Annotated in this window: 23 protein-coding genes; 6 read left to right on the top strand and 17 right to left on the bottom strand. The window is 69.3% G+C overall.

Annotated elements, in window-relative coordinates:
• Positions 1 to 61: 61 nt before the first annotated feature.
• From AC4HOU_RS04950 to AC4HOU_RS04980, 7 genes are all read right to left on the bottom strand, one after another.
• On the bottom strand, positions 62 to 1,207 hold the full coding sequence (locus AC4HOU_RS04950; protein WP_194992082.1) for an acyl-CoA dehydrogenase family protein: 1,146 nt from the start codon (positions 1,205 to 1,207) through the stop codon (positions 62 to 64).
• A gap of 149 nt (positions 1,208 to 1,356) precedes the next feature.
• On the bottom strand, positions 1,357 to 2,346 hold the full coding sequence (locus AC4HOU_RS04955) for a lysophospholipid acyltransferase family protein (RefSeq protein ID WP_228815110.1): 990 nt from the start codon (positions 2,344 to 2,346) through the stop codon (positions 1,357 to 1,359).
• 117 nt (positions 2,347 to 2,463) lie between these two features.
• Positions 2,464 to 3,984, bottom strand: coding sequence for a GTPase HflX (gene hflX / locus AC4HOU_RS04960; RefSeq protein ID WP_195019677.1), 1,521 nt, complete (start codon positions 3,982 to 3,984; stop codon positions 2,464 to 2,466).
• An 88-nt stretch (positions 3,985 to 4,072) separates the two neighbouring features.
• On the bottom strand, positions 4,073 to 4,954 hold the full coding sequence (gene dapF / locus AC4HOU_RS04965) for a diaminopimelate epimerase (protein WP_163812044.1): 882 nt from the start codon (positions 4,952 to 4,954) through the stop codon (positions 4,073 to 4,075).
• Between the two features lie 41 nt (positions 4,955 to 4,995).
• Complete coding sequence (locus AC4HOU_RS04970) at positions 4,996 to 5,829, bottom strand: TrmH family RNA methyltransferase (RefSeq protein WP_194992127.1); 834 nt, start codon at positions 5,827 to 5,829, stop codon at positions 4,996 to 4,998.
• On the bottom strand, positions 5,826 to 6,815 hold the full coding sequence (miaA, locus tag AC4HOU_RS04975) for a tRNA (adenosine(37)-N6)-dimethylallyltransferase MiaA (RefSeq protein ID WP_175585823.1): 990 nt from the start codon (positions 6,813 to 6,815) through the stop codon (positions 5,826 to 5,828). Before miaA ends, AC4HOU_RS04970 begins: the two co-directional genes overlap by 4 nt.
• Entirely contained in the window at positions 6,812 to 7,567 is a 756-nt protein-coding gene (locus tag AC4HOU_RS04980) for a class III extradiol ring-cleavage dioxygenase family protein (protein ID WP_163811894.1), read from the bottom strand. The genes miaA and AC4HOU_RS04980 overlap by 4 nt, the downstream gene beginning before the upstream one ends.
• 265 nt (positions 7,568 to 7,832) lie before the next feature.
• On the opposite strand from AC4HOU_RS04980, the gene AC4HOU_RS04985 reads away from it, so the two are divergent.
• Positions 7,833 to 9,206 (top strand): DUF349 domain-containing protein, encoded by a 1,374-nt coding sequence (locus tag AC4HOU_RS04985; protein WP_163811892.1) that lies wholly within the window; start codon positions 7,833 to 7,835, stop codon positions 9,204 to 9,206.
• A gap of 254 nt (positions 9,207 to 9,460) precedes the next feature.
• Here the strand turns inward: AC4HOU_RS04985 and AC4HOU_RS04990 are convergent, their stop codons facing one another.
• Together AC4HOU_RS04990 and miaB are read right to left on the bottom strand one after the other, a co-directional pair.
• The gene (locus tag AC4HOU_RS04990) at positions 9,461 to 10,045 is read right to left on the bottom strand and encodes an Rv2732c family membrane protein (RefSeq protein ID WP_163812042.1); all 585 of its coding nucleotides are present in this window, start codon (positions 10,043 to 10,045) and stop codon (positions 9,461 to 9,463) included.
• 377 nt (positions 10,046 to 10,422) lie between these two features.
• A complete protein-coding gene (gene miaB, locus AC4HOU_RS04995; protein WP_175585822.1) occupies positions 10,423 to 11,982 on the bottom strand; it encodes a tRNA (N6-isopentenyl adenosine(37)-C2)-methylthiotransferase MiaB in 1,560 nt (519 codons plus the stop codon).
• 305 nt (positions 11,983 to 12,287) lie between these two features.
• Between miaB and gluA the strand changes: the two genes are divergently transcribed.
• From gluA to AC4HOU_RS05015, 4 genes are all read left to right on the top strand, one after another.
• Positions 12,288 to 13,016, top strand: a complete 729-nt coding sequence (gene gluA / locus AC4HOU_RS05000; RefSeq protein ID WP_163812038.1) for a glutamate ABC transporter ATP-binding protein GluA — start codon at positions 12,288 to 12,290, stop codon at positions 13,014 to 13,016.
• A gap of 60 nt (positions 13,017 to 13,076) precedes the next feature.
• Positions 13,077 to 13,916 carry a glutamate ABC transporter substrate-binding protein gene (locus tag AC4HOU_RS05005; RefSeq protein WP_036538100.1) on the top strand — a complete coding sequence of 280 codons (840 nt, stop codon included), beginning with the start codon at positions 13,077 to 13,079 and terminating at the stop codon, positions 13,914 to 13,916.
• Positions 13,917 to 14,016: 100 nt separating this feature from the next.
• Positions 14,017 to 14,697, top strand: coding sequence for an amino acid ABC transporter permease (locus tag AC4HOU_RS05010; protein WP_014351936.1), 681 nt, complete (start codon positions 14,017 to 14,019; stop codon positions 14,695 to 14,697).
• Positions 14,694 to 15,593, top strand: coding sequence for an amino acid ABC transporter permease (locus AC4HOU_RS05015; RefSeq protein WP_163811890.1), 900 nt, complete (start codon positions 14,694 to 14,696; stop codon positions 15,591 to 15,593). The genes AC4HOU_RS05010 and AC4HOU_RS05015 overlap by 4 nt, the downstream gene beginning before the upstream one ends.
• 117 nt (positions 15,594 to 15,710) lie before the next feature.
• On the opposite strand, the gene recX is transcribed toward AC4HOU_RS05015, so the two are convergent.
• From recX to AC4HOU_RS05040, 5 genes are all read right to left on the bottom strand, one after another.
• Positions 15,711 to 16,349 (bottom strand): recombination regulator RecX, encoded by a 639-nt coding sequence (gene recX, locus AC4HOU_RS05020; RefSeq protein WP_195020802.1) that lies wholly within the window; start codon positions 16,347 to 16,349, stop codon positions 15,711 to 15,713.
• 439 nt (positions 16,350 to 16,788) lie between these two features.
• Entirely contained in the window at positions 16,789 to 17,826 is a 1,038-nt protein-coding gene (gene recA / locus AC4HOU_RS05025) for a recombinase RecA (protein ID WP_036538104.1), read from the bottom strand.
• 131 nt (positions 17,827 to 17,957) lie between these two features.
• Positions 17,958 to 18,407 carry a nuclear transport factor 2 family protein gene (locus AC4HOU_RS05030; protein WP_195019678.1) on the bottom strand — a complete coding sequence of 150 codons (450 nt, stop codon included), beginning with the start codon at positions 18,405 to 18,407 and terminating at the stop codon, positions 17,958 to 17,960.
• 25 nt (positions 18,408 to 18,432) lie between these two features.
• Positions 18,433 to 19,290 carry a pyridoxamine 5'-phosphate oxidase family protein gene (locus AC4HOU_RS05035; RefSeq protein WP_195020803.1) on the bottom strand — a complete coding sequence of 286 codons (858 nt, stop codon included), beginning with the start codon at positions 19,288 to 19,290 and terminating at the stop codon, positions 18,433 to 18,435.
• Between the two features lie 72 nt (positions 19,291 to 19,362).
• Positions 19,363 to 19,815 (bottom strand): VOC family protein, encoded by a 453-nt coding sequence (locus AC4HOU_RS05040; protein WP_195019679.1) that lies wholly within the window; start codon positions 19,813 to 19,815, stop codon positions 19,363 to 19,365.
• A gap of 154 nt (positions 19,816 to 19,969) precedes the next feature.
• Here AC4HOU_RS05040 and AC4HOU_RS05045 point away from each other — a divergent pair, with 154 nt between their 5' ends.
• The gene (locus tag AC4HOU_RS05045; protein WP_163811884.1) at positions 19,970 to 20,488 is read left to right on the top strand and encodes a CGNR zinc finger domain-containing protein; all 519 of its coding nucleotides are present in this window, start codon (positions 19,970 to 19,972) and stop codon (positions 20,486 to 20,488) included.
• A gap of 21 nt (positions 20,489 to 20,509) precedes the next feature.
• On the opposite strand, the gene AC4HOU_RS05050 is transcribed toward AC4HOU_RS05045, so the two are convergent.
• Genes AC4HOU_RS05050 through AC4HOU_RS05060 form a run of 3 tightly spaced genes read right to left on the bottom strand, consistent with a single transcriptional unit; the run spans position 20,510 to position 22,625 of the window.
• Positions 20,510 to 21,244, bottom strand: a complete 735-nt coding sequence (locus tag AC4HOU_RS05050; protein WP_195019680.1) for a phosphotransferase — start codon at positions 21,242 to 21,244, stop codon at positions 20,510 to 20,512.
• Complete coding sequence (locus AC4HOU_RS05055) at positions 21,241 to 21,435, bottom strand: DUF3046 domain-containing protein (protein WP_130917187.1); 195 nt, start codon at positions 21,433 to 21,435, stop codon at positions 21,241 to 21,243. Before AC4HOU_RS05055 ends, AC4HOU_RS05050 begins: the two co-directional genes overlap by 4 nt.
• A gap of 32 nt (positions 21,436 to 21,467) precedes the next feature.
• Positions 21,468 to 22,625 carry a glycosyltransferase gene (locus AC4HOU_RS05060; RefSeq protein WP_195019681.1) on the bottom strand — a complete coding sequence of 386 codons (1,158 nt, stop codon included), beginning with the start codon at positions 22,623 to 22,625 and terminating at the stop codon, positions 21,468 to 21,470.
• Positions 22,626 to 22,641 lie beyond the last annotated feature (16 nt).

The raw sequence follows: 22,641 nt of genomic DNA on the forward strand, positions 1-22,641 counted from the left end.
CGCCCCGCCCCACCGTGATCGGCGGGACGGGGCGCTCGGTGCTGCGCGGCCTTCGCGGGAATCAGGCCAGTTTCAGCGACCGGCCGATGATCTCCTTCATGATCTCGGTGGTGCCGCCGTAGATCGTCTGGATGCGGGCGTCCATGTACGCCTTGGCGATCGGGTATTCCTTCATATAGCCGTAGCCGCCGTGCAGTTGCAGGCAGCGGTTGATGAGGTCGAGCTGCTCCTCGGTGCTCCACCACTTCGCCATGGCGGCGTCCTCGGGGGAGAGTGTGCCGGCGTTCAGGTCTTCGATGAAGCGGTCGACCATGATGCGCACCGCGGTGGTCTTGGTGGCCAGCTCGGCCAGCACGAAACGGGTGTTCTGCAGGGCGCCGATCGGCTTGCCGAAGGCCTTGCGGTCACGCACGTACTGGCAGGTCATGTCCAGGCAGCCCTCCATGGCGGCGGCCGCCATCACGGCGATCGACATGCGCTCCTGCGGCAGGTTCTGCATGAGATGGATGAAGCCCATCCCCTCGGTGCCGAGCAGGTTGGCGGCGGGCACCCGGACGTCATTGAAGCTGAGCTCGGCGGTGTCCTGCGCCTTCAGGCCGATCTTGTCCAGGTTGCGGCCGCGTTCGAAGCCGGGCATATCGCGCTCGACGACCAGCAGGCTGAACCCCATCGCGCCCTTGTCGGGGTCGGTCTGGGCGACCACGATGACGATATCGGCGTTGATGCCGTTGGTGATGAAGGTCTTGGCGCCGTTGAGGACCCAGTCGTCACCGTCGCGGACGGCGCGGGTCTTGATGCCCTGCAGGTCCGAACCGGTGCCCGGCTCGGTCATCGCGATGGCGGTGATGATCTCGCCGGAACAGAAGCCCGGCAGCCAGCGTTGCTTCTGCTCCTCGTTGGCCAGCTCCAGCAGGTACGGCGCGATGACGTCGTTGTGCAGCGAGAAGCCGAGACCGGAGTACTGCCCGCGCACCGTCTCCTCGGTGATCACCGCGTTGTAGCGGAAGTCCTTCACCCCGCCGCCGCCGTACTGCTCGGGCACGGCCATGCCGAGGAAGCCCTGCTTGCCTGCCTCGGTCCACACCGACCGGTCGACGATGCCCCGCTCTTCCCATGCCGCGTGGTTCGGCGCGACATGGGTGTCGAGAAACTTGCGGAACGACTCCCGGAACAGGTCGTGCTCGGGTTCGAACAGTGTGCGCTCCACACCAACCTCCTAGTGACCACACGAACCGGTCCGCACCGGTCCGTCGTTGTCACCCACCGTACCCGGAATGAGAATGGCTGTTCACTTCACTCCCCGAATTCGTCGCCTCACCTGCTCGAGTATCGGGGACGAAGATGATCAAAGGAGATTCACGACAAACGAAAACGCCGCAGCCGGTCGATGGCACCGGAGGCGAACGCGCCCAGATCGCCGCGCACCCGGCCCACCAGGGTGCGACCGGCGTCACGGTCGCGCTCGGCGAACAGGAACCGCAGTTCCTCCTCCAGGCTCTTGCGCACCACTGCCCGCAATTCCACCGCCGCGGCACCCAGATCGGGGGCATCACGCCAGGGCGCGGGATCGATCGGCGCCCCCGCGGCGAAGTAGAACCGCTCCGGCCGGGGCAGCGGCGTCGGGCCGATGCCGCGCACCAGGGGCGGGGTCAGCTCGCGGTTGATGCCGAGGGCCTCGACCACCCAGCGCAGCGGCCGCAGCACCGGATGATCACCGTCGACGATGATGTCGTAGGCGTCGTCCACACCGATCATCGCGACCGGAACGATGGGCGCGCCCGCCTCGATCGCCATCCGGGCGAACCCGGTGCGTCCCTCCCATTTGAGGTGGTACTTCTCGTTCTTGCGGCGCACCGCTTCGCGCCCGCCACCGGGGAAGACCATCACGGCCTCACCACGCTCGAGCAGCGCCAAGCAGTTCTGCCGGGTGCCGCGCACCGAACCGTAGTGGTGCAGCAGGTGCCGGACACCGGGCACCGCGATGAGGACGTTCTCCGCGAGCCCGCGGATGAGCCTGCCGCGCCGGCGCAGCACCTCCGGCAACAGCAGCGGCGCGTCGATCCCGCCGAGCAGATTGTGGTTGCCCACCAGCAGCACCGGCCCCTCGGCCGGAATGTTCTCCAGCCCGTAGAAGCGCGGGCTGGTCCAGGCGCGCAGCGGGGCGAGCACGGTCTCGATGATGCGCAGATCGGTATCGCTCAGCGATACCGTCAGCGGCGCACCGTCGCTGAGCACGGCGGTTTCGCGCAGGGCCCCGGCCTCGTCGGCCGGAGCAGCGGCCCCCCGCGGCAGAGCACCGGCCGGCCGATCACCGGAATCGGCCGAGCCGGAACGGTCGTGCGACATGAACCCTCCTGATGTCGATTCGATGACGATAACGCAACGAAATCGACTGTGTCGCATCGGATATGCCACTACGGGCTGACCTGCGACATTGTTCACGTGCCGGAAACCCGGCGGTCTTTACGCCCCGTCGCCGACGGCAGTGCCCGCGTGCGCGTACTCCGACAGCGCCGCGGCCAGGGCTTGCGGCACGTGGGCGTGCACCCTGGTGCCCGCTTCCTCATGGCTGGAGCTATCGATCCGGCCATCGGCGTGGATGCGGGCGAGCAGGTCACCGCGGGTGTAGGGCAGCAACACGCTGACCTCGACATCGAGGCCGCCGAGCACCTCGGCGAGCCGGTCACGCAACTCGTCGATGCCGGTGCCCTTGTGCGCGGAAACGAACACCGCACCCGGCAGCAGGGCGCGCAGCCTGGTGAGCTCGACCGGATCGATGGCGTCGATCTTGTTGACCACCAGCAATTCCGGCGGCGCGGGCGTGCCCGATTCGCGGATCACATCGGTGACCACTTCGCGCACCGCCTTGATCTGCTCCGAGGGCAGGGCATCCGAGCCGTCCACCACGTGCAGCAGCAGATCGGCGCCGGTGACCTCCTCCAGGGTGGAGCGGAACGCCTCGACCAGCTGGGTCGGCAGATGCCGGACGAAGCCGACGGTGTCGGTGAAGACGACCTCGCGGCTGTCGTCGAGTTCGGCGCGTCGGGTGGTCGGGTCGAGGGTGGCGAACAGCGCGTCCTGGACCAGCACACCGGATCCGGTGAGCGCGTTCATCAGACTGGACTTGCCGGCGTTGGTGTAGCCGACGATCGCGACCGACGGGATGCCGCTGGAGGTGCGCCGCGAGCGCATGGTGTCGCGCGCGGTCTTCATCTCGCGGATCTCGCGGCGCAGCTTGGCCATCCGTTCGCGGATGCGGCGCCGGTCGGTCTCGATCTTGGTCTCACCGGGGCCACGCAGACCCACACCGCCGTTGCTGCCGGCCCGGCCGCCTGCCTGCCGTGACATCGACTCACCCCAGCCGCGCAGCCTCGGCAGCATGTACTCCATCTGGGCCAGCGCGACCTGCGCCTTGCCCTCGCGCGAGGTGGCGTGCTGGGCGAAGATGTCCAGGATCAGGGCGGTCCGGTCGATCACCTTGACCTTGACGACCTTCTCCAGCGCGGTGAGCTGGGCGGGGGTGAGTTCACCGTCGCAGATCACGGTGTCCGCACCGCTGGCGAGTACCACCGAGCGCAGCTCGTCGGCCTTGCCGGAACCGATGTAGGTGGCCGGATCTGGCCGGTCGCGACGCTGGATCAGCGCCTCGAGCACCTCGGAACCGGCGGTTTCGGCGAGCGCGGCGAGTTCGGCCATGCTGGCCTCGGCACGCGCGGCGCTGCCCTCGGTCCACACCCCGACCAGTACGACTCGCTCCAGGCGCAGCTGCCGGTATTCGACTTCGGTGATGTCGGTGAGCTCGGTGGACAGCCCGGCGACGCGGCGCAGTGCGCTGCGGTCTTCGAGCTGGAGTTCACCGGTGGTGGGCTCGGGGGCCCAGCCGCCGCGGCGGCTCGGTCGCGCCTCGGCGGTGCCGTCGGTGCCGTCGAACTCGGCGCCGTCCACGTCGTCGGCGCCGTCGTACAGATCGCTACCGTTGGTCATATCGAAAGACTCTGAATTCCTCATACACCATCCATGCTGCCACGAAATCCCAGGACAGCGCATGTGGTTATCCGCCGGCGCGGTCCGGTCACCAGGTTTGCCACCACTCGGCGGCGATCCGGCCGGTCGCCACCAGCACCGATGGGCCGCGCAGCCAGGCCAGGCCACGCTCGAGCCCGACCGACACCGCGCCGCCGGGCACCCGCACGGTCACCTCGCCGGTGTCGGCGGAGATGCGGAAACCACCCGCGGCCAGGGCGGCGGCCGCGGCGGCCACCGTCCCGGTGCCGCAGGAGCGGGTCTCGCCGACCCCGCGTTCGTAGACGCGCATGTCGACCGCACCCGTCGCGTCGAGGCCGGTGACCAGCTCGATGTTCACCCCGTGCGGGAACAGGTCGGGGTCGTAACCGGGGGCAACGGTCAGATCGAGCTTTGCCAGCGCGTCGGCGGTGAGTTCCGGATCGACGCAGGCCAGGTGCGGGTTGCCGACGTCGATGCCGATCCCGCGGTAGCCCCAGCCTGCGACGGTCGCGGTCGATTCGCCGAGCTCGCGGACCTCCCCCATGGCGACGGTGACCTCACCGTGTACCGGACCGGCGGTGTGCACCGTCACCGGGCGCGCACCGGCGCGGCTCCCGACGACGAACTCACCGCGCGTCTCCAGCCCCGATGCGGCCAGGTAGTGCGCGAACACCCGCACGCCGTTGCCGCACATCTCGGCGATCGAGCCGTCGGCATTGCGATAGTCCATGAACCAGTCCTGATCGCCGACACCGTCGGGCAGCTCGGCCAGCACGCCCGCGGCCTGCAACGCACCGGCTCGCGCGACCCGCAGCACGCCGTCCGCGCCGAGTCCGCGTTGCCGATCGCACAGCGCCGCGATCCGCTCGACGGTGAGCTCGAGCCGCACCTGCGGGTCGGGCAGCACCACGAAATCGTTCTGGGTGCCGTGGCCCTTGGTGAACTCGATGCTGTCGGTGTCTGGCACGTGCCGGCCGCCTCTCGTCGTGGTCATCTGGCAAACGTCCGGCGTTGCCGGGAAATTTCGTACAGCGCGACCGCTCCCGCCGAGGGCGCGCCCAGCGAGCTCGCGGTCCCGCCCATCGGGATGTCGACGATATCGTCGCAGGCCTGTGCCCAGGCCGCGCTCATCCCGCTGGTCTCGTTGCCGACCACCAGGATGGTGGCCTCGGTGAAATCGTGGTCGAACACCGCATGCGTACCGCCTTCGTCGGTGCCGACGATGCGCGTGGGAATGCCGCGATTCACCTGCCGATCCCGGAAGGCGAGGATCTGGGCGGGCCCCGCGGTGCGCAGCACCGGCATCGCGAACAGTGAACCGGTCGAGGCCCGCACGGCCTGCGGGTCGTACTGGTCGGCGCCGTGACCGGTGACGATCACCGCGTCCGCTCCGAACGCGTCGGCCGAACGGATCAGCGTGCCGAGATTGCCCGGCGAATTGGGCCGGTCGAAGACCACGACCACCGGCGCGTCACCGGGTTCGCCCGGTTCGAACGTATCCAGTTCGACGATCCGCTGTTCGGCGACCGCGACGACCTCGGGCACCCCGCTGGCCTTCTCCCCCAGTTCGGCCATCAGTTCCGGCACCAGGCCCACCTGCGGCACCTCGCTGGTCGCGAGCAGCTCACGCGCCCAGCGCGACAGCTCCGGCCCACCGAGCCGGTACAGCAGGGTCTCCAGCGGCCAGTCGTTGGCGACGGCCTGGGTGATCGGGCGCACGCCCTGCACCAGGAAGCGGCGGTCGCGATGACGTTTGGTGCGATTGTTCAGGTAGGCCTGCCACACCTGCACGGAGGCGTTGCGGGTACTGACGCGTCGGGTCACTGCGGGGTTCGCTCCTCGGAGTCGATGCCGGTGCTCGGCCGGGTCGTGGCCGCGCCCGGTTCATCGGGTTCGGCGGTGGCGAGCAGCGACGCGACTGTAGCGGCCAGATCCGGATCGGCGCCGTCCACCCAGCGCACCCGCCCATCCCGACGGAACCAGGAACGCTGCCGCCGCACGTAGCGGCGGGTGCCGATGAAGGTCCGCTCCCTGGCGTGTGCCAGGTCGTATTCCCCGTCCAGATAGGCCAGCACTTGGGCGTAGCCGATGGCGCGGCGCGCGGTCTGGCCGCTGCGCAGGCCACGCTCGACCAGCCCGCGCACCTCCTCGACCAGGCCGGTGTCGAACATCAGGTCGGTGCGGCGGGCGATGCGTTCGTCGAGTTCGGCGGTGTCGCGGTCGACGCCGATGATGATCGTTCCCCAGCGCGGGCGCCCGATCACCGGTGCCGACGCCGCGAACGGCTTACCGGTGAGCTCGACGACCTCGAGCGCGCGCACCATCCGCCTGCCGTCGGTGGGCAGGATGGTGGCAGCGGCGGCCGGGTCGGCGGCCCGCAATGCCTCGTGCACGGCCGCCACTCCGCCGTCGGCGAGCAATGCCTCCCACCGGGCGCGGACCTCCGGATCGGTGGCGGGGAAATCCCACTGGTCCAGCAGCGCCTGCACATACATCATCGAACCGCCGACGATGACGGGCGTGCGCCCACGGGCCATGATCGCCTCGACATCGGCGGACGCGGCGGCCTGATAGGCGGCCACCGTCGCGGTGTCGGTCACCTCCAGCACGTCGAGCTGATGGTGCGGAATGCCGCGGCGCTGCTCCGGCGGCAATTTGGCCGTGCCGATATCCATGCCGCGATACAGCTGCATCGCGTCGATATTGACAATCTCGCCGTCGAGGCGTTCGGCCAGATCGAGCGCGAGATCGGATTTGCCGGTGGCGGTCGGGCCGACCACCGCGATCGGGGTGCGTGCCGGTGCGCTCACCGCCGGTCTCCGGTCCGCGGTCGCCACGTGCTCACCTGATAGCCGACGCCGAACGGGGCGTCCTGGTATCGCGTGTCGACGATCGGTGCCGCCGGGTCCGCGCCGAATACGCCGGCCAGCACCTGGAACGCGGCGCGGCCGCGGATACCGACCTCGGCGCATTCGAGCGGATCCAAGGCGAGTAGGCCGTCGCGGTCACCCGCGCGCAACGCGTTGTCCAGCGCTGCCTGCCGGTCCGCGGCGCGCGGATCGAAGTAGCCGGGCGCTGCGGTGGACAGCGTGGTGGCGCCGTCGGCGACCACGAGCACGCCCTGTGGCTGCGGGTCGGCATCCAGTTCCGCGCGCAGTTTCGCGCCCAGTTCCGCGCACTCGCCCGCGGGAGTGTCGGCGTCGACGATCCAAGCCTGCGCGACCGCATGCGGCGCGACCTGCTGCCGCAACCAGGCGGCGATGAGCACGGGCAGCGGCAGATCCGGGTCGGCATCGAGATCGCCGGTCGGCGCGCTGCCGCTGAGACCGACCACGAGGTCGACGCCGAAACCACGGAACGTGCCCGCGCGCTCCGGCCCGGCCACCCGGTCACCCGCCCCGACGCCGACCACCGTCCAGCTCGAAGCCGCCGCCGCCAGCTCGGCCGCCGCGGCCGAGGCCGCCGCGCGCACCTCGTCGACCGCCGCACCCGCACCGAGACCACCACAGAGCTCGGGAACCAGGATCGGCGGCGAGGGAACAAGGGCCGCAAGACAGAACACGCCGTCAACGGTAGTCGCCCGCCACCGCGGCCCAGCGCCCTGCCAGTCCCCGTGCGCCACCGTGGGTTCGAGTGTCTCTGCCGGAAACCCGGCCACAATTGCTAGTGTTCGAGGTACTCCAACCCAGGTCATCGCGGGTCGGGGTCCGTGGCGCCACACCGCGGTGCATGCTCGATCGATGTGGTTTCCAGGGCTCGGACCGGGTTCAATGGGATGAGCTAGGGCGTAACCAGGCAGCCGTGACGCGCGGCAGGGACGAGGAGCAATGACCGACAGCAACGGAACCGCGAAACCCGGCCCCGGCACCACCCCGCGACCGTCCGGAATGCCGAAACCCGGCGGCTCGGCCCACCCCAAACCGCATGCGGTCAAACCGGCGCCCGGCGCCTCGCACGAGCACCCGCATCCGGTCATCGTCCCCACCGTGACCGATCCCAGCGAATGGGGCCGCGTCGACGAAGACGGCACCGCCTGGGTGAAGACCGCCGACGGCGAACGCGTCGTCGGGTCCTGGCAGGCAGGCGATGCCGCCGAGGGCCTGGCTCACTTCGGCCGCCGCTTCGACGATCTGGCCACCGAGGTCGCGCTGCTGGAAGCCCGGCTGGCGGCGGGCGCCGATGCCCGCAAGACCAAGGCCGCCGCGTTGGCGATCGCCGAATCGTTGCCGACGGCCGCCGTGATCGGCGATATCGACGGGCTCGCGCGCCGATTGCAGGCCATCGCCGAGCACTCCGAGGAAGCGGCCGCGCACGCCAAGGAAGAAAAAGAGCGCGCCAGGCACGAGCACACCGAGCGCAAGGAGGCGCTCGCCGCCGAGGCCGAGCGCATCGCCGCCGAATCCACCCAGTGGAAGGCGGCGGGTGATCGGCTGCGCGAGATCCTCGAGGAGTGGAAATCCATCCGCGGGGTTGATCGCAAGGTCGACGACGCGCTCTGGAAGCGGTACTCCAAGGCGCGGGAGGCGTTCAACCGCCGTCGTGGCGCCCACTTCGCCGAACTCGACCGCGAACGCGCCGCCGCCAAGACCCGCAAGGAAGAGCTCTGCGCACGGGCCGAGGAGCTGTCCGGGTCCACCGATTGGGCGGGCACCGCCGCGGTGTTCCGGGATCTGCTGGCCGAATGGAAGGCCGCGGGTCGCGCGCCGCGCGAGGCCGACGAAGCGCTGTGGCGCCGGTTCAAGAGCGCCCAGGACGTGTTCTTCGCCGCCCGCAACGCCGCGGCCTCCGAACGCGACGCGGAATTCGAGCAGAACGCCGCCGCCAAGGAGGAGCTGCTCGCCGCCTACGCCCACATCGATCCCGCGCACGGGCTCGACAACGCACGGGCCGCACTGCGCGAATTGCAGGACAAGTGGGACGCCATCGGCAAGGTGCCGCGCGAACGCATGCAGGAGCTGGAAGGCAGGCTGCGCGCCATCGAGAAGCGGGTCCGCGAGGCGGCCGACGCGCAGTGGCGGCGCACCGACCCCGAGGCCATGGCGCGGGCCGCGCAGTTCCGCGAACGCGTCGCGCAGTTCGAGGAGCAGGCAGCCAAGGCCACCGCCGCCGGCAAGACCCGGGACGCGGAAAAGGCGCTCGAGCAGGCCAAGCAGTGGCGCGAATGGGCCGAAGCGGCCGAAGGCGCGGTCAGCAACCGCTGATCGGCGCGGACAGGAGAAGGCGCACCCGAGCAGAGAGCCGGGTGCGCCTTCTCGTGTAAGCCCTACCGCACTCGGTTGTGAACCAACCGGTGTGTGCAGACCGAGCTCGGCTGCGCTCGACCTCTCGGGAGCTGGCCGGCGACGGCGAGGCTGATCGGTCGTGTGGCCCGTCAGATGCTGCTCCGGACCAGACGAACCGTGCCGATGGCGCGGCAGCCGATGCCGTAAGACTCAGCGCGCTGACGCCGCAGCACTCAGGAGTCGTCGCCCTGCAACCTGCGCCGGTCCCGCTCTTCCTCGGCGGCGGCCGCGATACGCCGCTGTTCCTCGGCGGCCAGCTGCAAGGCCGTGCGGCTCCACACCACGCGAACCCAGTGGAACGTCAGCACGACCGCGGCGATGGTGCCGATGACCAGGCCGATGCCGGGGCCCGCGCCGATGTAGTTGTTGAGACCCGGGGTCTGCCGATGCCAGATCGAGAACACGCCGAACGCACTGGCGATGGCCGAACCGGCCACCGCGATCCAGGCCAGCACCCAGCGCCGGGTCATCAGCGCCAACAGCGAGAACCCGATGCCGAACACGACGACGAACCAGACGAAGATGCGCGAGGGCAGGCCGATGTGCTCGGTCGCGGCGACATCCGAGCCGAGCAGCACATCGAAACCGCGCGCCGCGCCCGCATGCGAGAGCACCAGCGACACCAGCAGGGCGAACACCGCAACGGCCACCACCATGGCGCGCACACCCGGATCGATCTCGCCGGCGATCCGGCGCTCGACGGCGTCGAGATCGTCGCGGAACTGTTCGAATTCGTCAGTCTGCTCGACCGAGCTCACGTGGTCCTCGTTTCCTTCGGCTGCATCAGTGGTGTCGGGGGTCTGTGCGGCGGTCCGACCGGCCGCGTCGTCGCGAGGTTCGGCACCGGCGTCCTCGCCGGAAGAACCTGCCGCCGGCGACAGGTCGGCAGCGCCATCGCGGGGCGGGCCACCATCGTGGGAAGAATCCGGTGTTCCCTCGACCGCGGGCACGTCCGCGGAGTCGCCGCGGGCCGGGGCGGCGCCGTCGTCGGCCGAGCCGGATGCCGTGTCGGCCGCGGACACGTCCGTCGTCGAGTCTGCGTCTGGCGCGTCGGCGCCGGCGCCGGTGGGCGGGCGGCTACCGGTGCCGGTATCGCCGGAGCGGTCCGCCTCGTCGGGATCGCGAGGGGCCTCGCTCATGTCCCGCATCCGGTGGCGCACCCCGCGGCCGCGACCGGCTCCGGTGCGGGGGCGCCGATACGGGGCAGGCCGAGCCCGACGCCGATGGGTTCGGTCTTCGGGGTGGTGCCGCGTTCGTGGGCATCGCCCGCCCGGGTGCGGCGGTGGGTGCGCAGCGGTGCGTCGGCGATCAGGTGATGCGGTGCCGCGCCGGTGATGTCGACGGTGACGATGTCGCCGGGCCGGATCGGCTCGGCGGATTCGGGCCGGAAATGCACCAGCCGTCCGTCGCGGGCCCGTCCGCTCATCCGCGCGGTGGCGGCGTTCTTCTTGCCCGCGCCTTCGGCGACCAGCAACTCCACTTCGGTGCCGATCAGCGCACGGTTGGCCTCGAGCGAGATCTCTTCCTGCAGTGCGATCAGCCGGTCGTAGCGCTCCTGCACGACCTGTTTGGGCAGCTGATCGGGCATATCGGCGGCCGGGGTGCCCGGCCGCTTGGAGTACTGGAAGGTGAACGCGCTGGTGAATCGCGCCTGCCGCACCACCTCGAGGGTTTGTTCGAAATCTTCCTCGGTCTCGCCGGGGAAGCCGACGATGATGTCGGTGGTGATGGCGGCATGCGGCATCGCGGCCCGCACCTTCTCGATGATGCCGAGGAAGCGGGCCTGCCGATAGGAGCGGCGCATCGCCTTGAGCACGCGGTCCGAACCGGATTGCAGCGGCATGTGCAGTTGCGGGCAGACGTTCGGCGTCTGCGCCATCGCCTCGATGACGTCGTCGGTGAACTCGGCCGGATGCGGGGAGGTGAACCGCACCCGCTCCAGGCCCTCGATGCCGCCGCAGGCCCGCAGCAGTTTGGCGAACGCGCCGCGATCGCGCGGCTGCTCCGGGTCGGCGAAGGAGGCGCCGTAGGAATTGACGTTCTGGCCGAGCAGCGTCACCTCGAGCACACCCTGATCGACCAGCGCCTGCACCTCGGCGAGCACATCACCGGGACGCCGGTCGACCTCTTTGCCGCGCAGCGAGGGCACGATGCAGAAGGTGCAGGTGTTGTTGCAGCCGACCGAGATCGACACCCAGCCCGCGTAGGCCGATTCCCGCTTGGCCGGCAGCGTCGACGGGAACGCCTCGAGCGACTCCAGGATCTCCACCTGGGCCTCGTCGTTGTGCCGGGCGCGTTCCAGCAGCACCGGCAGCGACCCGATGTTGTGTGTGCCGAACACCACATCCACCCACGGCGCTTTGCGCACCACGGTGTCGCGGTCCTTCTGCGCCAGGCAGCCGCCGACGGCGATCTGCATGCCGGGGCGCCCGGCCTTGATCGGCGCGAGATGGCCGAGGGTGCCGTAGAGCTTGTTGTCGGCGTTCTCCCGCACCGCGCAGGTGTTGAACACCACCAGGTCGGCCGTCTCGCCCGCGGCCGCCTTCACATAACCCGCATCCTCGAGCAGGCCGGACAAGCGCTCGGAATCGTGCACGTTCATCTGGCAACCGAAGGTGCGGACCTCGTAACTGCGTGCGTCCGTCTGCGCCGGGACCAGGGCGGGATGCGCTACTGCCTGTCCGATCGAATCCACCCGTCCAGGGTACGGGCTGGCTCGTAGCGGGCTCGCGGCGCATCGGCCCCGCCCGGCCACCGCGGGCGCAGGTCACCGGACTCGCGCCGGACCTCGCCGAGTCCAGCACCCCGCGGTTCGCGCGGCTACCACACCGGCTGACCGCCAGGTTACGGCGACATGTCGATTCGGCGTGGCGACTCGGTGTGTCACGGAAAGCCGGGCAAATCCCGGATTTCCGCTTAAGGTCATGGACCATGACCGACGCCACCGACGCGCCCGGAACGACCGGGGCCGCCGACAGCGGGGACGCCACCGCGCCACCGATGATCTCGATGCGCAACGTCAACAAGCACTTCGGTGCTCTGCACGTGTTGCGTGATATCAACCTCGAGGTGCCCAAAGGGCAGGTCGTGATCGTGCTCGGCCCTTCGGGGTCCGGCAAGTCGACGCTGTGCCGCACCATCAATCGGCTCGAGCCGATCGACACCGGCGACATCAGCGTCGACGGGATCCCGCTGCCCGCCGAGGGTCGCGGGCTGGCCGCGCTGCGCGCCGACGTCGGCATGGTCTTCCAGTCGTTCAACCTGTTCGCGCACAAGACGATCCTGGAGAACGTCATGCTCGCGCCGATCAAGGTGCGCAAGCTGAAGAAGGATGAGGCCCGCACCAGAGCGATGGGCCTGCTCGAACGCGTCGGCATCGCCAACCAGGCCGACAAGTACCCGGCCCAGCTCTCCGGCGGCCAGCAGCAGCGCGTGGCCATCGCGCGCGCCCTGGCGATGAACCCCAAGGTGATGCTGTTCGACGAGCCGACCTCCGCGCTCGACCCCGAGATGGTCAACGAGGTCCTCGACGTCATGGTGTCGCTGGCCAAAGAGGGCATGACCATGCTGGTGGTCACCCACGAAATGGGCTTCGCCCGCAAAGCGGCCAACCGGGTGCTGTTCATGGCCGACGGTCAAGTGGTCGAAGACGCCACGCCGGAAACGTTCTTCACCACACCGAAGTCCGACCGGGCCAAGGACTTCCTCGGCAAGATTCTCAGCCACTGAGCGCTGCACCGCCCACCGACCACGGCCATCGAAAACCAGAATGAGGGAAGAAGGAAATCGATGAGGATCAACCGTGCGCTCCGTCTCGGAGTCGGGGCCATCGCCCTGGCCCTGGCCGCCGCCACCACCGCGGGTTGCGGTAGCGGAGACGACAAGACCGCTCTCGACCACGCCAAGGAAGGCAAGCTGACCATCGGCATCAAGTTCGACCAGCCGGGTCTGGGTCAGCGCAACACCGATGGCACCTACAGCGGCTTCGATGTCGAGGTGGCCCGCTTCGTCGCGGCCAAGCTCGGCGTCCAGCCCGACGGCATCACCTTCAAGGAAGCTCCGTCGGCGCAGCGCGAGACGCTGATCGAGAACGGCCAGGTGGACTTCATCGTCGCCACCTACTCCATCACCGACCAGCGCAAGGAGAAGGTCGATTTCGCCGGCCCGTACTACGTCGCGGGTCAGAGCCTGCTGGTGAATGCCGACAACACCGACATCACCGGCCCGGAGACCATCGCGGGCAAGACGGTCTGCTCGGTCAAGGGTTCCACCCCGGCGCAGAACATCGAGAAGAACTTCCCCGACACCCAGCTGCAGACCTACGACACGTACTCGCTGTGCCTCGAGGGTCTCAACAGCGGCGCGGTCGACGCGATGACCACCGACGACATCATCCTCGCCGGTTACGCCGCGCAGACCCCCGGCCGCTACAAGCTGGTCGGCAAGCCGTTCACCACCGAGAACTACGGCATCGGGCTGAAGAAGGGCGATCAGGAGAGCCGCGACAAGATCAACGACGCCATCGAGGCGATGATCACCGAAGGCGCCTGGGACAAGGCCTTCCAGGATTCGGTCGGGCGCGCCGCGAACTACCCGACTCCGCCGGCTCCGCAGGTGGACCGGTACTGATCCGATGATCGACCGCGGTGGGCGCCGATGATGCGCCCACCGCGCGGTCATCCGGTCGCCGACCCTGCCCTCACCTCATGATCGGAGGCGCGCACCCACCGTGTTCGATTTGATCTCTGAGTACGATTCCCAACTGCTCGACGCGTTCTGGGTCACCATCAAGCTGACCGTGCTGTCCGCGATCGGCGCGCTGGTGCTCGGCACCATCGTGGCTGCCATGCGGGTCTCGCCGGTCCCGGTGGCGCGCTGGGTCGGCACCGTCTACGTCACCGTCTTCCGCAACACCCCGCTGACGCTGATCCTGGTGTTCTGCTCGCTCGGCCTGTATTCGACGCTGCGCGTCAAACTGGCCGCCGACGGCCCGAACTCGCTGGCCGAGAACAACTTCCGGTGGGCGGTCGTCGGCCTGAGCGTCTACACCGCGGCGTTCGTCTGCGAGTCGCTGCGCGCGGGTATCAACACCGTGCCGCTGGGCCAGTCCGAGGCCGGGCGATCGCTTGGCCTCGGCTTCTTGCAGAACCTGCGGCTGATCGTGTTGCCGCAGGCGTTCCGTTCGGTGATCGCCCCGCTGGGCAGTGTGCTGATCGCCTTGACCAAGAACTCGACCGTCGCCTCCGCCATCGGTGTGGCCGAGGCGTCGTTCCTGATGGCCAAGATGCTCGACACCGAGGCGGCGCTGCTGTCGATCGGTGCGATCTTCGCCCTCGGCTTCGTGGTCCTGACATTGCCGACGGGTCTGCTGTTCGGTTATATCGCCAAACGATTCGAGGTGGCCCGATGAGGCGGGAACCGTCGGTTCTCTTCGACGCACCAGGCCCCGCCGCGCGGGTGCGCAACATCATCTACTCGGTGATCGTGCTGGCCGTGGTGCTGCTCGCGGCGTGGTTCGTCTACCGCGGCTTCGACAGTCAGGGGCAGTTCGACGCCGAGAAGTGGAAGCCGTTCCTGGAAGCGGATGTCTGGACGACCTATCTGCTGCCGGGTCTGCGTGGCACCATCGTGGCCGCGGTGCTGTCGATCATCTTCGCGATGGTGCTCGGCATGATCTTCGGCATCGCCCGGCTCTCCGATCACCGCCCGGTGCGGTGGGTGGCGGGCGCGGTCGTCGAAATCGCGCGCGCCGTTCCGGTGCTGATCCTGATGATCTTCCTGTTCGCGCTCTACTCCGAGTACAACGTTTTCGAGTCCGAGTATCTGGCGCTCGGCGCGGTGGTCACGGCACTGACCATCTACAACGGATCGGTCATCGCCGAGATCGTGCGCGCCGGTATCCGGTCACTGCCCAAGGGCCAGACCGAGGCCGCGGCCGCATTGGGTATGCGCAAGGGCCAGTTGATGCGGTTGATCCTGTTGCCGCAGGCCATCACCGCCATGCTGCCCGCACTGATCTCGCAGATGGTTGTGGCGTTGAAGGACTCGGCGCTGGGTTATGTCATCACCTACGAAGAGGTGGTCCGCAACGGCTTGCAGCTGGGTGCCGCCGATTCCAATACGATTCCGGCGTTGATCGTGGTCGCGATCATCATGATCGTGCTGAACATGACGCTGTCGCAGGTCGCGACCTGGCTGGAGCGGCGTCTGCGCGCGGGCCGCCGCAAGGGTGGCGGCGCGGTGGTGGCCGCCGATTCCATCGTCACCGATGGGGCGCCGGGGGTGGATATCACCAAGGCTCCGTAGTCGTAGCGCCTTCCGGCGCGCAGATCGCACATTTCGCGATCTGCGCGCCGTTCGCGTTTCGGGGGTCGCCCGGCCGGTCAGGTGGCCGAGATCGCCACGGCTCGGCGCCTGCGCGAGCTACTCGCGCGGCAACTCGTCGGATTCGAGGCCGGAATCGGCCGTATCGAGTTCTGCCTTGACGACGGCGTAGGCGGTGGACGAGTTGTAGCCGCGGCGGGCGAGCATGCCGACGAGACGGCGGATTGCCTTGTCGCGGTCGAGGTTTGCGGGCATGGTGCGGAGTTTGCGGCGGACGAGTTCGGTGGCGCGGTCGTGTTCGTCGTCGGCGGTGACGGCGGCGAGGGCGTCGGCGGCGTCGTCTTGGGAGACGCCTTTGCGGCGCAGTTCCTGGGCGAGGGCTTGGCGGCCCTTGCCGGAGTAGGTGTGCCGCGACTGGACCCACTGCTGAGCGAACGCGGCATCGTCGATGAGCCCGACCTCGGCGAGGCGATCGAGCGCCTGTTCGCTCACCTCGGCCGGGTATCCCTTGGCGGCCAGTCGCTGTGCGAGTTCGGCGCGGCTGCGGGCGCGGACGGCGAGCAACCGCAGACACGCGTCCTTCGCCTGCTCGACTGTGCCCCCGGATTCGGAGCCGGTCGCGAGCGCCTCGCCTCGTGCGGCTCTTGTGCGCGGCGGAGCTGCCGACTGAGAGCCGTCGCCGGGGGTGCCGGAGTCGTCGTCCGATGCGGAGCGGTAACTACGTGTGTGCCGTTCCAGGGTGACGGCGCCGCTGGGCTCGCCTCCCGGACCCCGGTCCTGATGCGCCGGCCGGTGGTCGGCATCGGGCGCGGGCCCGGTGTCCTCGGCGCTGCGCCTGCGGCGACGTCGAGTCGCGGCAGGCGCGCCGTCGTCCCGTGCGCCGTAGCGGTCCCGCTCACCGCTGGTGCGCGCACGGCGACTACGAGTGCCGGGGAACTCGGTCGAACGTGTCCGCTGCGGATCGGACGCGTCCGACCGAGTTCCCCGTGCGTTCGCCTCGGCCGAACCACCATCGGCCGGGCGAACCGGTGCCGGCTGCCGGCCTTCGGGCCGTGAGCCGGTGGATTCGGGGACCTCGACGCCGAGGCGTGCCAACTGTTGCCGCACAGCTGCGACGGGATCAGCGGGCACGCCGTTCGCAACCTCACCGGATGCGGGGCGCCGGGCCGGCCTCGGATCAGAAATCGGCGGGGACCTCTTCGCTCGCCGTCACGTCGGCGCCGATGCCCAGCTTCTCCTTGATCTTCTTCTCGATCTCGTCGCGGACGTCGGTGTTGTCCAGCAGGAACTTGCGGGCGTTCTCCTTGCCCTGGCCCAGCTGATCGCCTTCGTAGGTGTACCAGGAGCCGGACTTACGAATGAAGCCCTGCTCGACACCCATGTCGATGAGCGAGCCCTCTTTGGAGATGCCGTGACCGTAGAGGATGTCGAACTCGGCCTGCTTGAACGGCGGCGACACCTTGTTCTTGACGACCTTGACCCGGGTGCGGTTGCCGACCGCGTCGCTGCCGTCCTTGAGGGTCTCGATGCGCCGCACGTCCAGGCGCACCGATGCGTAGAACTTCAGCGCCTTACCGCCGGTGGTGGTTTCCGGCGAGCCGAACATGACGCCGATCTTCTCGCGCAGCTGGTTGATGAAGATGGCGGTGGTGCCGGAATTGTTGAGCGCGCTGGTCATCTTGCGCAGCGCCTGGCTCATCAGGCGGGCCTGCAGGCCGACGTGGCTATCACCCATTTCGCCCTCGATCTCGGCGCGCGGCACCAGGGCGGCCACGGAGTCGATGACGATGATGTCGATGGCGCCGGAGCGCACCAGCATGTCGGCGATCTCCAGCGCCTGCTCACCGGTGTCGGGCTGGGAGACCAGCAGCGCGTCGGTATCGACTCCGAGCTTGCGGGCGTAGTCCGGGTCGAGCGCGTGCTCGGCGTCGATGAACGCCGCGACGCCCCCGGCGGCCTGAGCGTTGGCCACCGCGTGCAGGGCGACCGTGGTCTTACCCGAGGATTCCGGACCGTAGATCTCCACCACGCGCCCGCGCGGCAGACCGCCGATACCCAGGGCCACATCCAGCGCGATCGATCCGGTCGGGATCACCGACACGGGCTGGCGGGCCTCCTCGCCGAGCCGCATCACCGCGCCCTTGCCGAAGCTCTTCTCCACCTGAGCCAGGGCGAGCTCGAGCGCCTTGTCGCGGTCGTACGCCTGTGGTGCCATGTCCTGATCCCCTTTTCGACGGGTGAGTCTCGTTCTGTGGTTGGCGCCCACATTAGAGGGCGGCACCGACAAGTTCTGGCGACAAGATTAGCCGAACAGGTGTTCGAGTCAAGCGACGCGCCCGACGGCGGCTACCACTGCGGCAGCGGCGTCCGATCCTCCGCCGGGCGCGGCCCGAAGATGCGCCGCTCGGATTCGCCGATCGCAACGTCGTTGATGCTCGCCTCCCGGCGCATCATCAGCCCGTCCGGCGCGAATTCCCACTGCTCGTTGCCGTAACTGCGCCACCACCGGCGCTGCTCGTCGTGCCATTCGTACTGGAAGCGCACGGCGATCCGATTGCCGTCGAACGCCCAGAGTTCCTTGCGCAGCGCGTACCCGTTCTCCTCGGCCCACTTGCGGTTCAGGAACTCGACGATGGCCGCGCGCCCGGCGAAGTGTTCGTCCCGGTTACGCCAGACCGAGTCCGGCGTGTAGGCGGCCGCGACCCGTTCGGGGTCGCGAGAATTCCAGGCGTCCTCGGCGGCGCGCACCTTGGCCTCGGCGGCGCTGCGATCGAACGGGGGCAGTGGGGGTCGCATCGACCATTCCTTTCATGGAGCCGGATCAGGGATTGACGGGTGAGAGTTCGGCCGGACCCCAGCGCAGCGGGCCGGCCGCCGAGGTGTCGACGACCTCGGTGACGGTGAATTCGATCGAGCACTGGGCGCCGGCGGCAAACTCGGCCTCCGGCCAGATCAGTTCCGCGGTACCGGTGAGCTGCAGGCTGCCGCCGGTGGTCCAGTCCGGGACGAGGATGCCGCAGCGGGGGTTCACCGCGATATTGCCCAGGGTCATGAACATCGAGTTGCCGCGATAGTCCGGCCAGCGCAGCCGGTCGGGTGCGAGCACTTCCAGAAATCCGGGATTGCCGCCGCGATGGGAGGCATCGGCATGGCCGTCGGTATCCGCGGTGGCGAGGAAGAACGTATCGGCAGCGGTGACGGCGGCGCGTTGCCGATCGTCCAGTGCGGCGCTGCGGCGCGGCGCGGTGCGCGCTCGCGGGTCGAATGAGCGAATATCTCTGCGCGAGATGTATTTCGGGCAGTTCGAATACACCTGGTCGGTGACGATGCGCAGGCCGTCGCCCTCGGGTGTGGCGGTGCCGTTGACGCGCATGCGCCTGCGGCGCTGCGGTTGCAGGGCGATCAGACCGACGCCGAGCGCCTGCGTGGTCGGCTCGTGCAGCGGGTCGCCGGGCGCGGGCATGGCATCCACCAGGACCGTGTCCGCTCCGGTCGCCCGCAGGAATCCCGGCGGCCCGATCAGCTGGCTCGCCCACATCCGGCCCTCGCCATCGGCGGCGCCGAGCACCACCATCGATTGTTCGGCCAGGAAGTCCGCGGCGACCGCCGGGATGTCGCGCCGGATCATGCGCCCGACCCGTCCGGCGATATCGGCCTGGCCCATCCGCTGCTGCACCATGCGCTCTCCCGCATGGAACGGCGTAGTCACGTGTTTCCCTACCTCACTGCCCGAACCGTCGATGGCGATGGATCAGAAGAATCCGCAGGTGGGTGCGGCGCCACTGGGAGCGGGCGCGGACTCGGCGCCGCCGGGTGCGTAGACCTCGAGGCGGATGCCGTCCGGGTCGGCGAAGAAGATGCCGCCGGAGGATGCCCCCTCGCCGTGGGCCACTACGCCGTCATAGGCGAATTCCACCGACAGCTCGCGCAGGGTGGCCTCGACCGCCCGCACCTGCTCGAGGGTGTCGACCTGGAACGACAGGTGGTGCAACCCCGGACTCGAGGCGGCGAATGCGCCGTCGCTCTGCTGCCACAGGGTGAGTACCAGGGCGCCGTCGGCGCCGAGGAAGGCCCATTTCCGGTGCTCGTCGGTACTGGCCGCCAGCTGTTGGAAGCCGAGCGCGCGGCGGTAGAAGTCGACCGATCGGGTCAGGTCGGTGACGTTGAGCCCGATGTGGCCGGTGGCGAGCTGGGGCGTGGTCATGGATCCTCCTCGGGAAATGGTCAAACCGTCATAATTTGTTTGACTGGTTAGAACCTAAGGAGAAGACCACAGCTTGTCAACCGTCTATCTTGGGTTAGACAGTTAGTAGGAGGTGGTTGATACGTCCGTCCGCACTGAGCCGTTACCCTCAGGCATGCTCGATCCACGCCCTCACCTCGGTGAACCGCTGGCCCTGGATCTGTTGAACACCCGGTGGATGAGCGGCGACGGACCGCAGGACCTGCTCACCGATATCGCCGGGCTGGAGATCTGGTTGGCGGCCAACGGCTTGGCCGGGCGTTGCGACGCCGATGCCGCGGCGCTGGAAGCGGTGCGCGCCGCCCGCGCCGCCATCTACGACGCCGTACGCGACGGCCGCCGAGACGCGCTCAACGACGTGCTGAACCACGGCCGGATCCGCCGGTCACTCGCCGACGCCGGACCCGTGGACACCCCCGAAATCACCGACCCGGCATGGTTGCCGGGTTGGCTGGCCGCCGACAACCTGCTGAGCCTGCTCGCCACCGCCCCCGGCCGCATCCGCCAGTGCGCCCATCCCGACTGCGTGCTGTTCTTCTACGACACCTCGAAGAACGGCACGCGCCGCTGGCACTCCATGGCCACCTGCGGCAACCGCACCAAGGCCGCGCGCCACTACGCCAAGAAGTCCTGACCGTCCCGGATCCCGCCCGGCTCAGAACAGTTCGTCGAGCAGCCGGTAGTAGTCGAGTGTGCGCTGATCCGGTTCGACCAGCCCGTACGCGGCGAAGAACTCGGCCACCTCGGCATCGCCGAAGTCCTCGCGCAGATCCCGCGCGGCAAGTGCGAGATCCCGGTGGCGGTCCGCCACCCCGAGCGCACCGACGTCGATCAGGATGCCGCCCTCGAGCACATTCGCCGGCGTGAAATCACCATGCGCGACAACCAGATCCTCGTCCTCCGGCTGCTCGTCGATCAACCGCCGCAGCACCTGTTCGGGCGTCAACGGGTGGTCGTCGTCGAAGTCTTCGGCATCGACCAGCCCCTCCGATACCCGCCGGCGAGCTTTCGGCACCATCACCTCGAGCCGTCCGTCGAACGGGCAATCGGCGACGGGCACCTGATGCAAGACGCGCAGCGCCTCCCCCATCACAGCACCACCGACTCGGCCACCCCGCCGCGCCAGACTCGGCACCCCGACGTCGGCCAGCACGAGCACATCCTCGTCGAACGCCGCCACCTCGGGCACAGGTATCCCCCGCCCGGCGAGCCAGCGCAGCCGTTCGTACTCGGCGACGGCCTCTTGGCCCCGTTTCACCCAATACCCGGCGGCGAAGACGACACCGCCGCTCATCCCCTCGTGCGCATCCGACCAGTCGGGCGAATCGCCGAGGAGCGCAGCGATGGCCGGCGGCAGCGGCGCCTCCCAGCCGGCCGGTGCCGCACTCACCAGCGGGAGCGGGGGACGTCGAATTCGGCGCAGAGCGCGCGCCACACGTCGCGGGGGTCGACGCCGGCTTCGATGGCGGCGGCGCCGGTGCGGCCGCCGAGGGAGGGGATGACGTGGTCGGTGAGGAGGGTGTCACCGCGGGACACACCGAACTCGGTGTGCAACAGCTCCTGGAATTCGGTCAATCGCACCGTGCCGAAGATACCCGCGTCGAGTGGCGGCGTCAGCGGGCGGTGGCGAGCACCGTGTGGCAGACCTGCACCGGGTCGGTCACCACCGACAGGCCCGCGGCGGCCTCGGCGGCGGCTGCGGCGAAGCCGGGTCCGTCGAGGATCCGCAGCACCGCCTCGCGCACGGCGGCGGCGGTCAGTGGACGCACCAGCAGCGAACTTCCTTGGCGCGCCGCCCGGTTGGCCAGCTCCCATTGATCACCGCCGCCGGGCACCGTCACCACCGGCACGCCGGCGGTGAGCGATTTCGCGAGCAGACCGTGCCCGCCACCACCGACGACGACCGAGGCTCGGCGCAGCAGAACATCCTGGCGGCCCAGTCCTGCGGTGGCCCACGGCGGCAGATCGGCGGGCGGCTCGTCCAGCATCGACACCGCCACTCGGACGCCGGTGCCGTCCAGCCCGGCCAGCACCGTCTCCACCATCCCGGCCACACCGGTGTGCGCGGTCGACGGCGCCACCATGACCAGCGGGCCGTCACCTGGCGGCGGTTCCAGCACGGAGTCGGTCGGCTCCCACAGCAGCGGCCCGATCAGATGCGCGGTCTCCGGCCAGTCCGGTCGCGGCACCTCGAGGGCGGGCAGGGTCGCGATCAACCGGGCGATCGGGCCGGGGTCCTCGCCCGGCAGCCCGACGCTTTCCCGTGCGCGGGCACGCTGGCGGCGTCCTTGTTCGATGGCGCGGGCGGTCATCGACCGCAAGAACCCGTCACGGATCCGGCCACGCAGCCCGGTACCGGGAGCGAGCCCACTACCGATGGGCGGCAAGGCCTTCGACGGCAGGTACAGCGGATGCGGTGAGAGCTCCACCCACGGCACGCCGAGCCGTTCGGCCGCCATCCCGCCGCCCGCGGTCAGCACATCGGAGACCACCAGTTCCGGCAGCATCGCGCTGAGTTCGGGCAGGATCTCGGTCGAAATGTGGGCGGCGCGTTCATGGATGCGCTGACCGGCGTCGCGATCGTCATCGATCTCGCGCGGCGCCAGCCCTTTGAGCCTGCGCACGCCGATGCCTGCCGCTCGGGCGGCGTCGAACCAGCGCGGCCCGGTGAACAGCACCGGCTCGTCACCGGCGGCGGCGAAGCGCAGGCACAGCGCGATAGCGGGGAACGCGTGGCCCGGATCCGGGCCTGCGACGACGGCTACTCGCATCCGCCCAGCCTGCCAC

Source organism: Nocardia sp. JCM 38205, assembly GCF_058222935.1.

Bases quoted from the DNA above. Each gene is read 5' to 3' on its own strand.
- AC4HOU_RS05015 (WP_163811890.1), top strand. From the start codon at position 14,694: ATGAGGCGGGAACCGTCGGTTCTCTTCGACGCACCAGGCCCCGCCGCG.
- hflX (WP_195019677.1), bottom strand. From the start codon at position 3,984: ATGACCAACGGTAGCGATCTGTACGACGGCGCCGACGACGTGGACGGC.
- AC4HOU_RS04985 (WP_163811892.1), top strand. From the start codon at position 7,833: ATGACCGACAGCAACGGAACCGCGAAACCCGGCCCCGGCACCACCCCG.
- AC4HOU_RS05060 (WP_195019681.1), bottom strand. From the start codon at position 22,625: ATGCGAGTAGCCGTCGTCGCAGGCCCGGATCCGGGCCACGCGTTCCCC.
- AC4HOU_RS05005 (WP_036538100.1), top strand. From the start codon at position 13,077: ATGAGGATCAACCGTGCGCTCCGTCTCGGAGTCGGGGCCATCGCCCTG.
- AC4HOU_RS05030 (WP_195019678.1), bottom strand. From the start codon at position 18,407: ATGCGACCCCCACTGCCCCCGTTCGATCGCAGCGCCGCCGAGGCCAAG.
- recA (WP_036538104.1), bottom strand. From the start codon at position 17,826: ATGGCACCACAGGCGTACGACCGCGACAAGGCGCTCGAGCTCGCCCTG.
- AC4HOU_RS04955 (WP_228815110.1), bottom strand. From the start codon at position 2,346: ATGTCGCACGACCGTTCCGGCTCGGCCGATTCCGGTGATCGGCCGGCC.
- AC4HOU_RS05045 (WP_163811884.1), top strand. From the start codon at position 19,970: ATGCTCGATCCACGCCCTCACCTCGGTGAACCGCTGGCCCTGGATCTG.
- AC4HOU_RS05040 (WP_195019679.1), bottom strand. From the start codon at position 19,815: ATGACCACGCCCCAGCTCGCCACCGGCCACATCGGGCTCAACGTCACC.
- AC4HOU_RS05035 (WP_195020803.1), bottom strand. From the start codon at position 19,290: ATGGTGCAGCAGCGGATGGGCCAGGCCGATATCGCCGGACGGGTCGGG.
- gluA (WP_163812038.1), top strand. From the start codon at position 12,288: ATGATCTCGATGCGCAACGTCAACAAGCACTTCGGTGCTCTGCACGTG.